This window comes from Enterococcus sp. PF1-24, from assembly GCF_029893325.1.
Classification (GTDB): Bacteria; Bacillota; Bacilli; order Lactobacillales; family Enterococcaceae; genus HY326.
On record NZ_JARXWL010000001.1, the window covers coordinates 160,994 to 177,250 of the forward strand.

A 16,257-nucleotide genomic window follows, 5' to 3' on the forward strand; every position below is an offset into this window, starting at 1 on the left:
TCCGAAAAAATTCATATTTCTTTCAAAAATTAATCATTTACTCAACGAATTCAAACTCAAAATTACCAATTCTAACAATATCGCCGTCTTTAGCGCCACGAGCCCGTAAAGCTTCATCAACGCCCATGCCCCGCAACTGCCGCGCAAAACGCATTACAGTTTCATCATGGTCAAAATTAGTCATTTGGAATAATTTTTCAAGTTTTTCACCAGAAAGAGTCCAAGAAGCATCGGCTTCCCGATCAATGACAAAACCAGCATCTTCTGCTTGGTAGCCATAATTAACCACATCTTCTTCAATTTCTTCATCATATATTGGAAATTCTGGTGTAGTTTCCAATAAATCAGCAGCAGCATTCAATAAATTGTCAATTCCTTTACGAGTAACCCCAGAAATTGCAAAAATCGGTATATCATCTGCAAATTCATCCATTTTTTCAGCAACAATTTTTTCTTTAAATAAAACTAGATTTTCTTCTGCATCAGGCATATCCATTTTATTAGCAACAATAATTTGTGGTCGTTCTAACAAACGTAAGTTATGTTCAGCTAATTCCTTATTAATTGCCAAATAATCATCATAAGGATCACGACCTTCCATGCCACTCATATCAATGACATGTAAAATAACCCGTGTCCGCTCAATATGACGTAAAAATTGCGTGCCTAAACCTACTCCTTGAGAAGCTCCTTCAATTAAGCCTGGTAAATCAGCGGCTACAAAACTGCGGCCATCACTGGTATTTACCATTCCTAAATTAGGAACTAAAGTCGTGAAATGATAAGCGCCAATTTTAGGACGGGCAGCTGAAATAACAGAAAGAATCGTTGATTTTCCCACTGAAGGAAAGCCAACTAAACCAACATCAGCTAAAACTTTTAACTCTAACTCTAATTTTCGCTCTTGACCAGGTTCACCATTTTCAGCAATTTCTGGTGCAGGGTTTCTTGGTGAAGCAAAGCGAGTATTTCCACGACCGCCACGACCACCATGAGCAACAACTAAACTTTGACCATTTTCAACTAAATCACCGATTAAAGCACCAGTTTCTGCATCGCGAACAGTGGTACCGGCAGGAACTTTAACAAATAAACTGTCAGAACCGCGCCCGTGCATCCCTTTACTCATGCCATTTTCACCTGGTTGTGCTTTAAAATGACGATTAAAACGAAAATCTAACAAAGTCCGCAAACCTTCATCTACTACAAAGACAACATCACCACCGCGGCCCCCATCGCCACCAGCGGGTCCGCCATCTGGAACATATTTTTCACGGCGAAAGGCAACCATTCCATCGCCACCTTTGCCTGCCTTAACATCAATTGTAACTTGATCTAAAAACATGGACATTTAAACGTCCTCCATTCAATAATTTCTATCTTCTGAATCTCCACAAAATACAAAAGCCCACTTTATTTTAACGGTCAGCTTGCAATTTGTCCATGATTTCAGCAATAAAATCTCACTTATCTTTAAGGAAAGTTCTTTTCTTGTGATATGTCTAAACTTATATTTGTTAATTCCGTCATTTTATTTATGAGAAATTTAGTAAAGCTTATCTTTTGACAAAAAAACGGATCGCGAGCAAACTTAGCCTATAGGGAAAAATTTTTCTTTTCAAACTGTAGTGCTTTTCGCGAGAGCCTGCATTGATTATATGTAATTAAAGTTGCTAGCGTAAGATTTATTTTAATTTTGCAATTAGCCACTTACTATAGGAGGAATTTTTTATGACAGTAAAAGTTGGTATTAATGGATTTGGTCGAATTGGTCGCTTAGCCTTTCGCCGAATTAAAGAAGTTTCTGATGATATTGAAGTGGTGGCGATTAATGATTTAACAAGCCCGACTGTTTTAGCGCAATTGCTGCAATTTGATTCTACTCATGGCAACTATCCCGGAAACGTAACAGCTACTGAGGACGCCATTATGGTTGATGGCAAAAAGACTCGCGTTTATGCAGAAGCTGATGCCAGTAAAATTCCTTGGGTAAAAGAAAACGGCGTTGATATCGTCTTAGAGTGTACTGGTTTTTATACTTCCGAAGAAAAAGCCCAAGCCCACTTAGCCGCTGGCGTTAAAAAAGTGGTGATTTCAGCTCCGGCTGGTGCAATGAAAACCATCGTTTATAATGTCAACTGTGATACGATTACTGCTGATGACAAAATTATTTCAGCCGGTTCTTGTACCACTAATTGCTTAGCGCCAATGGCTTATTTCTTAAATAATGAATTTGGAATTGAAGTGGGAACCATGACAACTGTTCACGCTTATACTTCTACCCAAATGTTATTAGATGGACCTGTGCGGGGTGGTAATTTACGAGCTGCACGTTCAGCGGCTGATAATATTATTCCTCATTCAACTGGTGCTGCCAAAGCAATCGGCTTAGTAATTCCTGAATTAAATGGTAAATTACAAGGTCATGCACAACGGGTACCGGTAGTTGACGGTTCTTTAACCGAATTAGTTTCTATTTTGAAGAAAAAAGTAACGGTTGATGAAGTCAATGAAGCCATGAAAAAACATACGATTGACAATCCTTCCTTTGGTTATGATGATCGTCAAATCGTATCTAGTGATGTAATTGGTTCAACTTACGGTTCTATTTTCGATCCTACTCAAACCGAAATTACTACCGCCGGCGATTACCAATTAGTAAAAACCGTTTCTTGGTATGATAATGAATATGGTTTTACCTGCCAAATGATTCGCTTATTAGAAAAATTCGCTAATTTGTAGAAAAAAAGCGAAGATAGCTCTTTATTGCTCTCGACTAAAGTGCAAGAATAAAATTATAGCGACATTTTCTGCCATGAATTTCTTCTTCACTTTAATAATAAAAACTCAGTTAGCTTTTGCGATAATTGCAAAAGTTAACTGAGTTTTGTTGCTTTATTTCGCTAAAATATCCATTGAAAACATTTTTTGTTCTTCTACCATTAAAGCTAATTGCTTTTCAAATAGTAATTCATCTAAAGTTCCTTCAAACAGACAAGTTAACTCAGGAACACTCATATAATCAGATGGACGCATTAAAGATGGCTCTTTTGGCAAATCAAGAATTTCATTTTTTTGTAAAATTTCACTAACGAATTGTGAACAAAAATAATGGGTTTTTCTTGGAAAAGCAAAGCCGAATTTACATAAAATTAAGCCAATAATACTATAACGATACATTTCTTCATTATGATACATCTTTTCTACTTCACGTTTCGCTTGATGATACTTTTTCTTTGGCACTTTGATTTCATATAAAGCACAGGGCATCGCCGTACATTTTTCATAGTAGCCTTTTAACAAATTTTCCTTAATTAACCCAGCTGGTAATGGGTAATCAACTTTTTTTCGTGAAAAGCTATATAAAGAACCTAAATTCTTATCAAAAGAAATTGATGCGTGCGTATATTTATCGGCAGTCGCTAAATAAATCATTTTAGAAATATAAGTATCTGACCGTGTTAACAAAATAAAAATAGATTTCAACTACTTATCCCCCAGCAACAAAATGTGAATCCTTTTGTTTACATTCTACCGAAATTATGGGACTAAGGCAATAGTACCTTAGTCCCATTTGCAAATTATAAAAATTTTGTTTAAGTTTCTGGGAAAGAATACCCCTTTATGAAACTTTGCCATCACCATCAATATCTTCGTAAGCTAAGCGTTCCACTTCTTTGACAAACTCTTTACTGGCTTCTTCATAGCTATTTTCTTGCTCGTCAATTCCAGTGATTGCTTCATCAGGAATCGCATCAGTATTAGCAAAAAATTCAATATGCTGTTGCAAATTTTCAAAATTCATCGGTGCATTGCCACCATATTCGCCATCTAAATTAATCATCATTGGCTTTTTGTTATCATAAGTTTTGGCAAAAAGCTTGGTTGTTTTCGTATAAATAATCCGCGGGTCTTTCACATGTTTGCCGCCATTAATCATTAAAGCAATCAAATGAGCAATTTCAAAAATATTAGCGGTTTTAACGATAATCAATGAAAATTTACCATCATCCAATTTAGCATCTGGCACAATTTGTTCAAAACCACCCACTGAATTAGTTAACCCAACGAAAAACATAGAAGCATCGCCATCATATTCGCCATCATCGTATTTTAAATACATTTTAATTGGCTTCACTCGTGGCAACATTTCTGCTCCCTTAACTAAATAAGCTAAGTAACCAAAAATACTTTTCAATTCAGACGGAACTTCATAGGTTAATTCAGTTAAATAGCCACCTGCTCCAATATTGATAAAATAATTTTCATTGGCTTTACCGATATCCATGCGAACGGTTTGCTGTTTTTTAATGACTTCAGCAGCTGCTTTAATATTATTGCGCGGAATTTTTAAGGCCCGGGCATAATCATTAGTTGTCCCCGCTGGAATGACCGCCATTTTAGGACGCTTCTCTAAGGGTGCAATCCCATTAACGACTTCATTAATTGTTCCGTCACCACCGGCTGCAACTATTAAATCAAAACCAGCTTTAGCAGCTCGCGTAGCTTCATTTCTAGCTGAGTTTTCCTCTGGCGTAGTAGCATAAGCACTCGCTTCAAAGCCAGCTTCCTCTAAAGCCAACAAAATATCTGCTAAATTCTTTTTCAACAATTCTTTACCAGAAGTTGGATTATAAATGACACGTGCTTTCTTCATTACTGTCCCTCTTATCTTTTTGCTAACTCTTCTTTTAGTAATTTATTAACAATGCCTGGATTGGCTTGGCCTTTAGTGGCTTTCATAATCTGGCCTACTAAGAAACCAACCGCCCGGTCCTTTCCGTTTTTGAAATCTTCAACAGATTTTTCATTGTTATCTAAAATTTCATTAATAATTGGTAGCAATTGTGCTGGGTCAGATAATTGAACTAAACCTTTGGCTTCAACTACTTCTTTAGCAGCTCCGCCATTTTCGATTAATTCTTTAAAGACTTTTTTCGCCATTTTAGAACTAATTGTACCATCTTCAATTAAAGCAATCATTTCAGCTAAGTTTTGCGGTGTTAATTTTGTTTCTTCTAGGGCTAATTTTTCACTGTTTAAATAAGCGGAAACTTCACCCATTAACCAGTTAGAAGCTTGTTTTGCATCGGCGCCAGCTTTTAAAGTATCTTCAAAGAAATCTGACATTTGTTTAGTTAAAGTTAGCACCATTGCATCATATTCAGGCAAACCAAGTTCGTTAATATAACGTTGACGACGTGAAGCCGGCATTTCTGGTAAGCTAGCACGAACCTTTTCAATCCACTCATCTGCAATTACAAATTTGGGAATATCTGGCTCTGGGAAATAACGATAATCACTAGAGCCTTCTTTAACCCGCATCAAAATAGTTTTGTTAGTTGTTTCATCAAAACGGCGAGTTTCTTGTTCTATTACACCACCAGAAAGTAAAACTTTCGCTTGGCGAATTTCTTCAAAAGCTAAACCTTTTTTGACAAAAGTCATTGAGTTTAAGTTTTTCAGTTCAGTTTTAGTACCAAATTCTTCTTGACCATAAGGACGTAAAGAAATATTGGCATCACAACGCATGGAACCTTCTTCCATTTTCACATCACTAACATCCGTAAATTGTACGATTGAGCGTAAAGCTTCTAAATAAGCATAAGCTTCTTCAGGGGAACGCATATCAGCTTCTGATACGATTTCGATTAACGGTGTACCTTGACGGTTTAAATCCACATAAGAATAACCACCGATACCATGCATATTTTTACCAGCATCTTCTTCTAAATGCACCCGTTCAATGCGGATTTTCTTTTTCTTACCTTCTACTTCAATTTCAATCCAGCCATCATGACCAATCGGTTGATCAAACTGAGAAATTTGATAAGCTTTGGGATTATCAGGATAAAAATAGTTTTTACGGTCAAAATGTGTATCTTTAGAAATTTCACAATTTAAAGCTAACGCTGCCCGCATACCAAATTCAATGGCTGCTTTATTCATTACGGGTAAAACACCTGGGTAGCCCCAGTCAATGACGTTGGTGTTGCTATTAGGTTCTGCACCAAAATGAGCTGGCGCTGGTGAAAAGATTTTTGAATTAGTTTTTAATTCTACATGGACTTCCAATCCAATGACTGTTTCAAAATTCATTAGGCATTCCCTCCTAAAATCACAGGTTTTTGTTTATGGAAATCTGTTGCTTGTTCAAAAGCATAAGCAGCTTGATACATTGTTGCTTCATCAAAGTGTTTACCAATCAATTGTAAACCCACCGGTAAGCCTTCAGAAAAACCAGCTGGAATTGACATTCCTGGCAAACCAGCTAAGTTAACTGGAATGGTTAAAAGATCACTCATATACATCGAAATCGGATCATTGATATTTTCACCGATACCAAAAGCAACCGTTGGTGAAGCAGGCCCAATAATCAAATCATAATCCGCAAAGACTTTTTGGAAATCTTCCATAATTAAAGTCCGTACTTGACCGGCTTTTTTAAAGTAAGCATCATAGTAGCCGGCACTTAAAGAGAACGTCCCTAACATAATCCGGCGTTTCACTTCTAAGCCAAAGCCTTCACTACGAGAGTTTACGTAAACATCTTCAAGATTTTTAACATTTTCAGAACGATAGCCATAACGAATACCGTCAAAACGTTGTAAGTTTGAGCTTGCTTCAGAAGAAGCGATGATATAATAAACAGCTACCCCATATTTTGAATGTGGTAAACTAACTTCTTCCACTGTTGCCCCTAAAGCTTTGAAAGTTTCTGCCGCTTTTAAGACAGCTGCTTTAACATCTGCATGAACGCCTTCTCCTAAATATTCTTTAGGTAAAGCAATCTTCATGCCTTTAATTTCACCAGTTAAACCAGCAGTAAAATCTGGTACAGTTTCACCAGCAGAAGTGCCGTCTTTAGCATCATAACCACTGATTGCATTTAAAGTTAACGCATTATCAGTAACAGTACGAGTTAACGGGCCAATTTGATCCAAAGAAGAACCAAAAGCGATTAAGCCAAAACGAGAAACCCGACCATAAGTTGGTTTCATACCGACAATCCCGTTAAAAGCTGCAGGTTGACGAATACTACCACCAGTATCTGTTCCTAATGAAACTGGAATTTGACCAGCGGCCACAGCTGCAGCTGAACCACCAGAAGAACCGCCAGGAACTTTACTATAATCCCAAGCATTTTTAGTTTTCTTGAAATAAGAAGTTTCGGTACTTCCTCCCATGGCAAATTCATCCATGTTTAATTTACCAATTGGAATCATATCTGCTTGGTACACTTTATCCATAACTGTTGCATCATAAACAGGATTAAAGTTATATAAAATTTTAGAAGCTGCGGTAGTTAAAATATCTTTAGTTACAATATTATCTTTAATACCAATTGGTAAACCAGCTAAAACGTTGGCTTCATCAATGCCTTTAGCATCCATGTTTTTAGCAAGTTCCATAGCTTTATCTTCACAAACTGTGATAAAAGCGTCAACTTCTGGTTCAGTTTCTTTAATTCGTGCTAAAGTCGCTGCAGTTACATCTTGAGAAGTTACTTCTTTAGAAACTAATAAATTGTGTAATTCAACTAAAGACTTATCATATAATTTTTCCATTATGCACCAGCCTCCCCGTTATCAATAATTGCTGGTACTTTAATATAACCATCTTCTGATTCAGGAACGTTGCGCATTAATTCATCGCGATTCCAACCGTCAGCAGCTACATCTTCCCGCATCACATTAATTGCTTGCGCAACATTAGAAGTAAAAGGCACGCCTTCGGTATCTACCTCTTCTAATAATTCAACCATATCAATAATTTTGCCTAATTGCTCAGTAAAACCATGCAATTCATCTTGGCTAAAAGAAAGTTTTGCTAATTTAGCTACGTGTTTAACTTGTTCTTCGCTAATTGCCATTCACTTTGACTCCTTTTCTATTTTAACTTTTGCTGTTATTCAACCATTAAAATTTATTTCTCCCTATTTTATCATATTTTTCTAGTTTTTCTGTAATAATTCAGGGAATTTTTCCGGTTTTTTTATAAAATTATATTTTTATCTCATGACGATGTTACTAATTAAGCTCTTTGCTACTTATTTTACTGTCAACTAAGCTGGTGTACTTGCTTCAATCGCCGCAATCATTTGTTCTTCGGACCAAATTTCAATCCCTAAACTTTCTGCTTTGGTGCGCTTGCTACCTGCTTCTGCTCCAGCGATAACTAAATCAGTCTTTTTAGAAACACTACCAGTTACTTTGCCACCAAGGCTTTCAATAGCAGCTTTGGCATCTGGACGTTTATATTGGGTTAACGTCCCCGTAAGAACGACCGTTTTTTCTTTAAATGGTGATTCTATTTCAGCTAAGTCACTACTTCGCAAACCTTTATATTCAAGATTAAGGCCCACCACCTGTAATTCATTCAGTAGCTGATGAACTTCTTCGTTAGCAAAATAAGTCGCTACGCTATTGGCGATTGTTTCACCTAAGCCTGCAATACCAGCAATTTCTTCCACTGTCGCTTGGCTTAAAGTCATTAAATCACCAAAATATTCCGCTAAAATTTGAGCAACTTTAGCGCCGATATGGCGGATTCCTAAACCGAACAACAAACGCTCTAAAGAATTATCTTTACTAGCAGCAATTGCTTTTAAAATATTATCCGCCGATTTTTCTTTGATTTTATCCAGCGTTAACAATTGTTCTTCGGTCAATTTATATAAATCAGCAACATCTTTAACTAAACCTGTATCGTACATTTGCGCAATCACTCGTGGTCCTAAGCCATCAATGTTCATAGCATTACGAGAAACAAAATGACTTAGTCCTTCTTTTAATAAAGCTGGACATTTAGGATTGATGCAGCGTAAAGCCACTTCGTCTTCTAAATGAACCAATTCACTTTCACATACTGGACAATGTTTAGGCATTTCGTAAGGTTGACTATCCGGCTGACGTTTATCCACTAAAACGTGGGAAACTTCTGGAATAATATCGCCGGCTTTATAAATGATTACCGCATCATTTAAGCGAATATCTTTTGTGCGAATATAATCCACATTATGCAAACTAGCACGCCCCACCGTCGTTCCGGCTACTTGTACAGGTTCCATCACGGCTGTTGGCGTTACAACGCCAGTTCGACCAATCGTCCACTCAATATCAAGAATCGTCGTTTCCGCTTCTTCTGGCGGAAATTTATAAGCCGCTGCCCATCTCGGTGCTTTAACAGTAAAGCCAAGTTCTTCTTGTAAGGCAAATTCATTGACTTTAACCACTATTCCGTCAATTTCATAAGGTAATTGACTACGTTTATCATGAAATTCTTCAATATATTGCCAAACTTCTTCAATATCTTGACACAATTTGCGTTCTTGATTAACCCGAAAACCTAATTTAGCTAATTCTTGCAAAGCCTCGTCTTGTGTCGCAGCTGTTAAAGGACCGAAATCAGCCACCGTATATAAAAAAGTACTTAAATTTCGGCTAGCAACCACTTTAGTGTCTAGTTGCCGCAAACTGCCAGCAGCTGCATTACGGGGATTGGCAAAAACTTCTTGACCAGTTTCTTCTCGCTCTTGATTTAACTTAGCAAAAGAAGCTTTCGGCATATAACATTCGCCACGAACTTCTAAAGAGATCGCTTCTGTTAAAGTTAAGGGAATGGATTGTACGGTTTTCAAATTTTCCGTAATGTTTTCGCCCACCGAACCATCGCCACGAGTCGCTCCTTGCACAAATTTTCCGTCAAGATATTTTAAAGAAATGGATAAGCCATCAATTTTCAATTCACAAATATAAGAAACTTGGCGCTCCAAAGCTTTTTCAACTCGTTGATTAAAGGCCAAAAGTTCTTCTTTATTAAAAACATCATTTAAACTATACAAAGGGACTTCATGAGTTACTTTTTCAAAGCCGGCTAAAACCTTGCCTCCCACTCGTTGTGTTGGTGAATCTTCGGTAATAAATGCCGGATATTCTGCTTCTAAATTTTCTAATTCTTGATATAACTGATCGTATTCAAAGTCCGCAATCGTTGGTTGATCAAGAACATAATATTCATGAGCATATTTTTTCAGTAAAGTCTGTAATTCTGCGATACGCTTTGCAGCTACATTTTTTTCTACCATAGTCATGCAAACCTCACTTTTTTATATTTTTTCAATTGGTGCAAAAGCAGCTAAAACTCGCTTAATACCTTGTTCCGGAAAAGCAATATCTAATTCGATATCTTTAGCTGTGCCACCAAGCCGCACAACCGTGCCGATTCCCCACTTTTTATGCTTCACTTTACTACCGACTTGCCAATCAGCATTTTCGCCACCCGTGGCTATCTTACTTGTCGTTGCTGGTTTAGCAGGCGTAGCAAAACTAGTTGTTTTTGCAACATTGTTTTCTTTAAAGACTCGTGGATTAAAGGTTTGTGCCGGCGCAGTTGTTGTAAAAGCTTGACCGAAGTTTTCTAACAAGTCCTCATCAATTTCATCAATAAAGCGGGAAGGCCGATTATACTGGGTACGACCATATAAAGTCCGGCTATAAGCATTGGTTAAGTATAACTTTTCTTCCGCACGGGTGATCCCCACATACGCTAAACGGCGTTCTTCTTCCAATTCGCTTTCTTCTAACATCGCTCGTGAAAGTGGGAAAACACCATTCTCCATACCAATCAAGAAAACAATCGGAAACTCAAGGCCTTTAGCAGCATGTAAAGTCATTAAAGTAACTTGGGATGTTTCTTCTTCTAAAGTATCTAAATCAGAAACTAGCGCTAAATCTGTTAAAAAGGTCGTCAGTTTATTTTCATCGGTTATTTCAGCATCGGCTTCTTTTTGTGCTTCAAATTGTTTATCAAATTCTTTCGTCACTGATAAAAACTCTTCTAAGTTTTCTAAACGAGTTTGGGATTCTAAATTATTTTGCAAAACTAATTCAGCTCGATAACCACTGCGCTCTAAAGTTTCTTCAACTAATTCAGTCATGGATAAATAAGGAATCATTTTAGTGATTTGTTGAATCATTTCATAAAAACCAGCTAATTCTCGCCCCGCTTTACCGCTAATATTCGCTAGTAAACTTTGCCCGGCTGCTTCTAATAAAGAATAATCTTGAAATTCGGCAAAATTACGTAACTTTTCAACGGAACTTGGTCCGATTCCCCGTTTAGGTACATTGATAATTCTTTCAAAACTCAAAGAGTCTTGCGGGTTTGCCATAATCGTTAAATAAGCCAAAATATCCTTAATTTCTTTACGATCATAGAATTTGTGGCCTCCTACCATCTTATAAGGCATATTAGCTTTCAGTAAAGTTTCTTCAATCACCCGTGACTGCGCATTGGTACGATATAATACCGCAAAATCACCGTACCCTCGTTGATTTTCTTGCATTTCTTTTTGAATTTGACCAACAATAAAGCGAGTTTCATCCCGTTCATCTTCCCCGCGGTAATAAATGATTTTTTCCCCGGGTTCATTTTCGGTCCATAAATCTTTTTTCTTACGGTTACGATTATTTTCAATTACTTGATTGGCAGCTTTTAAAATATTTTGGGTTGAGCGATAATTTTGCTCTAACAAAATTACGGCAGCCTCAGGATAATCTTTTTCAAAATCTAAAATATTTTGCATATCTGCGCCACGCCAGCCATAAATACTTTGATCTGCATCCCCAACTACGCAAAGATTTTTAAAGCGATCTGCTAATAAATTAACTAAAGTATATTGCGCGTGGTTCGTATCTTGATATTCATCCACATGAATATAGCGGAATTTATTTTGATAATAACTCAAAACTTCCGGTTTTTCTTCAAACAAACGAATCGTTAACATAATTAAATCGTCAAAATCCATCGCTTGATTGCCTAACAGCTCTTGTTGATAGCGGGTATAACATTTCGCCACCACTTCATCGTAATAACTACCAGCTAATTGACTAAAAACTTTCGGAGTATGCAAGCTATTCTTAGCGTTGCTAATTGTCCCTAAAATACTGCGAGCATCATATTTTTTCGGATCAATATTTAATTCTTTCAAAATCCGTTTCATTAAAGTTTGCTGTTCAGAAGGATCCACAATCGTAAAATTACGATTATAGCCAATATGATCCACATCTCTTCGCAAAATTCTAACGCACATGGAGTGAAAAGTTGATACCCAAACATCTTCGCCACCATGACTCAAGATGCGATTCACCCGCTCTTTCATTTCTTTGGCAGCTTTATTAGTAAAAGTAATCGCTAAAATATTCCAGGGATTAATTTCTTTTTCTTCTATTAAAAAAGCAATTCGGTGAGTTAAGACCCGTGTCTTACCACTACCAGCGCCAGCCATTAAAAGTAATGGTCCTTCTGTATGTAAAACCGCATCTTTTTGGCGCGGATTCATTCCTTGCAACAATTCTTGTGTGGAAGCCATGAAAAACGTCCTTTCTTCTTTTCAATCTTTTCTATTATAGCAAGATTGCTACAATAATTAAAGGTCATAGCAAAACTTATGTTCTAAAAAAACACCCCACTCAAAAAAATGTTTTTGAATGATGTAAAATCAACAAGCGAATGTTTTTGGACGTTTTCTACCGTTTTTTGTTGATTTATAAAGTAAATCATGCTATGATACTTTATGAGGAGGCGGTGCAAATGCTTACAGAGGAACGTCGTGAAAGAATTTTACAACTTTTAACAACACAGACAATCGTTAAAACTCAAGATTTAATGCAGCAACTAGATGCTTCAGAGTCCACTATTCGTAGAGATTTACAAGAATTAGAGAATGAAGGTTTACTGGAACGTGTTCATGGTGGTGCTAAAATCAATCAAAAACTAGCTTTTGAACTAAATATGCAAGATAAATCTTCCAAAAACAGTCAAGAGAAGAAAAAAATCGCTCAACTAGCCGTCGCAGAAATTCATGAAGGTGATGTCATCTACTTAGATGCTGGCTCAACCACGCTAGAAATGATTCCCTTGCTACAAGGAAAACAAATTACGGTTGTTACTAATTCTGTTGGCCACGCCGCTCAATTAGTCAATTTGAACATCCCCACTATGATTTTAGGTGGCAATATTAAGTTAACAACGGATGCAGTTTTAGGTACAACTGCCATTCAACAGTTAAAACAACTACGCTTTAATAAAGCTTTTTTAGGCATGAACGGCGCTGATAGTCAATTTGGCTTTAGTACCCCTGACCCTGAAGAAGCTGCTGTGAAACGGGAAGCTATGGAAGCTTCTAAAAAATCTTATGTTTTAATTGATGCCACTAAATTTAATACCATTACCTTTACTAAAGTTTTAGATTTAGAGTCAGCGACTATTTTAACAGACTATTGTCCACCAGAATATTTAGCAACTTTTGCAGCCACTACTACAATTAAAGAAGCTAATTCAGTGGAAGGAGGAAAATAAATGATTTATACCTTAACCCTAAATCCTTCGATTGACTTTATTGTTCATGTGAAAGATTTGCAATTAGGGGAACTCAATCGCATGGAAAAAGATTTCAAATTACCTGGCGGAAAAGGTATTAACGTTTCGCGAATTTTAAGTAGAATGGGGATTGCTTCAACCGCTCTAGGTTTTTTAGGCGGCTTTACTGGTGATTTCATTCATGATTGGTTAGTTCAAGAAAAAATCAATACTGACTTTACAAAAGTTCAAGCCGACACTCGCATTAATATTAAATTGAAATCAGCAGCTGAAACGGAAATAAATGGTTTAGGCCCAACTATTTCTGAAGCTGAAATTCAAAATTTAAAAGCTAGCTTAGCTAAAATTACTAAAGACGATATTGTCGTTTTATCAGGCAGTTATCCAAGTAGTTTACCGCAATTTTTTTATCAAAGCTTAATTGAAATCATTAAAGAAAAGCAAGCTACCTTTGTCATTGATACTACGGGTAAAGATTTGCAGGCGGTTCTCCCCTCACAACCTTTATTAATTAAACCGAACACTCAGGAGTTAGCCGAATTATATCAAACAACTTTAACAACGATTGCTGACATTATTCCTTATGGTCAAAAATTATTAAAAGCTGGCGCGCAAAATGCCATTATTTCAATGGCTGGTGATGGCGCATTGCTTTTTACCCCAAACGGAACTTATCAAGCGAATGTGTTAAAAGGAACCGTTAAAAATTCCGTGGGTGCTGGCGATTCAATGATTGCCGGATTTATTGGTAGCTATTCCCTTAATCAAAATCCAGTCGAAGCTTTTCGCTGGGGCGTAGCCTGTGGTAGTGCTACCGCCTTTTCTGACGATTTAGCCACGGCTACTTTTATCGAAGAATTATTACCAAAAGTTGAAATTACTAAACTTTAATGAAAAAAGGAGGAAAATAAAATGAAAATTACTGATTTATTAGTTAAAGATGCGATGATTATGGACTTGCAAGCGACTGATAAGCAAGGAGCCATTGATGAAATGGTGGCAAAAATGTATGCAGCGGGTAGAATTTCTGATATTGATACTTATAAAGCGGGGATTTTAGCTCGTGAAGCGCAAACTTCAACCGGTTTAGGTGATGGCATCGCTATGCCTCATGCTAAGAATGCTGCTGTTAAAGAAGCAACGGTGCTTTTTGCCAAAAGTGCTAAAGGTGTTGATTATGATGCTTTAGATGGTCAACCCACGTATTTATTCTTTATGATTGCTGCTCCAGAAGGGGCTAACGACACTCACTTGCAAGCTTTAGCAGCACTATCTCGTCAGCTAGTTAATGCTAATTTCGTTGCCAAATTAAAATTAGTAAAAACTCCTGAAGAAGTTCAAGCCTTATTTAATGAAGCTGAATTAGAAAAAGCTCAAGCAACAGAATCAGAAGCAGTTGTTAGCGAAAATCAAAAATATATTGTTGCCGTAACCGCCTGCCCAACTGGAATCGCCCACACTTATATGGCAGAAGATGCTTTAAAACAAAAAGCTAAAGAAATGGGCGTGGCAATTAAAGTTGAAACCAATGGTTCTGAAGGCATTAAAAATCGCTTAACTGCCGAAGAAATCGCTAAAGCGGATGCAGTAATTATTGCCGCAGATAAAAATGTTGAAATGAACCGTTTTGATGGTAAACCTTTAGTTAATCGTCCAGTTAGTGATGGCATTCGTAAAACTGAAGAATTAATCACTTTAGCTTTAAGTGGTAAAGCCCCTATTTATCATGGGGATAATAACGCCAGCAATGAAAACGATAATCAAGCTGAAGGTTCTGTCGGTCAAAAAATCTATAAAGATTTAATGAACGGTGTTTCCCATATGCTACCTTTTGTTATCGGTGGTGGGATTGCCATTGCACTTTCCTTTATGATTGACCAACTGTTGGGCGTGCCGCAAGATTCGTTAGCTAGCTTAGGAAGCTACAACCAACTTGCTAGTTATTTTAATCAAATTGGTAGTGCCGCTTTCGGCTTTATGTTACCTGTCTTAGCTGGTTTTATCGCTTCAAGTATTAGTGACCGCCCTGGTTTAGTGGCTGGTTTTGCGGCTGGTGCCTTAGCTAATGCGGGCGGCGCTGGTTTCCTTGGTGCTTTAATCGGCGGTTTTATCGCCGGCTATGTCATTGTCTTTTTACGAAAAGTCTTTAGTGGTTTACCAAAATCGCTTGATGGTATTAAAGCCATTCTCTTCTATCCGGTTTTCGGTTTGCTAATTACTGGTTTCTTAATGTTTTTAGTCAATATGCCAATGAGTGCCATTAATACCGCTTTTAACAATTTCTTGACCAGTTTAAGTGGTGGTAACGCCGCTTTGCTAGGGGCGCTACTTGCAGGGATGATGGCGGTTGACTTAGGTGGACCAGTTAATAAAGCCGCTTATGTTTTCGGTACAGCAACTTTAGCTACTACTGTCGCTGATGGCGGTAGCGTGGTAATGGCAGCAGTTATGGCTGGTGGCATGGTACCACCATTAGCAATTTTCGTAGCTACTCGCTTGTTTAAAAATAAATTTTCAAAAGATGAACAAGATGCTGGTTTAACCAATATTATTATGGGGCTATCTTTTGTAACTGAAGGCGCGATTCCTTTTGCGGCGGCAGATCCATTAAGAACCATTCCAAGTTTCGTGGCTGGTTCAGCAATTGCTGGCGCTTTAGTTGGTGGTTTTGGGATTAAATTATTAGCGCCCCATGGTGGTATTTTCGTAGTTTTCCTATTAAGTAATCCTTTCTTATATTTACTTTTCATTTTAATTGGTTCTATCATTTCTGGTGTTTTACTAGGCTTATTGAAAAAAAGTAATTAATTTAACTAAAAACTAAAAAACAGCTTCTTCAATTGATAAGTTTCCCAAAAGACTTTGGGTTAATCA

At 37.2% G+C, this 16,257-nt stretch carries 12 protein-coding genes; 4 read left to right on the plus strand and 8 right to left on the minus strand.

Features of this window, described 5'->3' with window-relative positions; translation table 11 throughout:
- Positions 1-37: 37 nt before the first annotated feature.
- Positions 38-1,351 carry a GTPase ObgE gene (obgE, locus tag M2139_RS00770; RefSeq protein ID WP_280736864.1) on the minus strand — a complete coding sequence of 438 codons (1,314 nt, stop codon included), beginning with the start codon at positions 1,349-1,351 and terminating at the stop codon, positions 38-40.
- 380 nt (positions 1,352-1,731) lie between these two features.
- Here obgE and gap point away from each other — a divergent pair, with 380 nt between their 5' ends.
- Positions 1,732-2,742, plus strand: coding sequence for a type I glyceraldehyde-3-phosphate dehydrogenase (gap, locus tag M2139_RS00775; protein WP_280736865.1), 1,011 nt, complete (start codon positions 1,732-1,734; stop codon positions 2,740-2,742).
- Between the two features lie 153 nt (positions 2,743-2,895).
- On the opposite strand, the gene M2139_RS00780 is transcribed toward gap, so the two are convergent.
- From M2139_RS00780 to pcrA, 7 genes are all read right to left on the minus strand, one after another.
- Positions 2,896-3,486, minus strand: a complete 591-nt coding sequence (locus M2139_RS00780; protein WP_280736866.1) for a hypothetical protein — start codon at positions 3,484-3,486, stop codon at positions 2,896-2,898.
- Between the two features lie 136 nt (positions 3,487-3,622).
- Positions 3,623-4,657, minus strand: a complete 1,035-nt coding sequence (locus tag M2139_RS00785; RefSeq protein ID WP_280736867.1) for a diacylglycerol kinase — start codon at positions 4,655-4,657, stop codon at positions 3,623-3,625.
- Between the two features lie 11 nt (positions 4,658-4,668).
- On the minus strand, positions 4,669-6,099 hold the full coding sequence (gene gatB / locus M2139_RS00790) for an Asp-tRNA(Asn)/Glu-tRNA(Gln) amidotransferase subunit GatB (RefSeq protein ID WP_280736868.1): 1,431 nt from the start codon (positions 6,097-6,099) through the stop codon (positions 4,669-4,671).
- Complete coding sequence (gatA, locus tag M2139_RS00795; RefSeq protein WP_280736869.1) at positions 6,099-7,568, minus strand: Asp-tRNA(Asn)/Glu-tRNA(Gln) amidotransferase subunit GatA; 1,470 nt, start codon at positions 7,566-7,568, stop codon at positions 6,099-6,101. Before gatA ends, gatB begins: the two co-directional genes overlap by 1 nt.
- Positions 7,568-7,873: an Asp-tRNA(Asn)/Glu-tRNA(Gln) amidotransferase subunit GatC gene (gene gatC / locus M2139_RS00800; protein ID WP_280736870.1), complete on the minus strand. Its 306-nt coding sequence runs from the start codon at positions 7,871-7,873 to the stop codon at positions 7,568-7,570. The genes gatA and gatC overlap by 1 nt, the downstream gene beginning before the upstream one ends.
- A 192-nt stretch (positions 7,874-8,065) precedes the next feature.
- Positions 8,066-10,093, minus strand: coding sequence for an NAD-dependent DNA ligase LigA (gene ligA, locus M2139_RS00805; protein WP_280736871.1), 2,028 nt, complete (start codon positions 10,091-10,093; stop codon positions 8,066-8,068).
- 15 nt (positions 10,094-10,108) lie between these two features.
- The gene (gene pcrA, locus M2139_RS00810) at positions 10,109-12,373 is read right to left on the minus strand and encodes a DNA helicase PcrA (RefSeq protein WP_280736872.1); all 2,265 of its coding nucleotides are present in this window, start codon (positions 12,371-12,373) and stop codon (positions 10,109-10,111) included.
- Positions 12,374-12,594: 221 nt separating this feature from the next.
- Here pcrA and M2139_RS00815 point away from each other — a divergent pair, with 221 nt between their 5' ends.
- Genes M2139_RS00815 through M2139_RS00825 form a run of 3 tightly spaced genes read left to right on the plus strand, consistent with a single transcriptional unit; the run spans position 12,595 to position 16,191 of the window.
- Complete coding sequence (locus M2139_RS00815; protein ID WP_280736873.1) at positions 12,595-13,362, plus strand: DeoR/GlpR family DNA-binding transcription regulator; 768 nt, start codon at positions 12,595-12,597, stop codon at positions 13,360-13,362.
- Positions 13,363-14,274 (plus strand): 1-phosphofructokinase, encoded by a 912-nt coding sequence (gene pfkB / locus M2139_RS00820; protein ID WP_280736874.1) that lies wholly within the window; start codon positions 13,363-13,365, stop codon positions 14,272-14,274. It begins immediately after the preceding gene.
- A gap of 21 nt (positions 14,275-14,295) precedes the next feature.
- The gene (locus M2139_RS00825; protein WP_280736875.1) at positions 14,296-16,191 is read left to right on the plus strand and encodes a fructose-specific PTS transporter subunit EIIC; all 1,896 of its coding nucleotides are present in this window, start codon (positions 14,296-14,298) and stop codon (positions 16,189-16,191) included.
- The last annotated feature ends 66 nt before the right edge of the window (positions 16,192-16,257 follow it).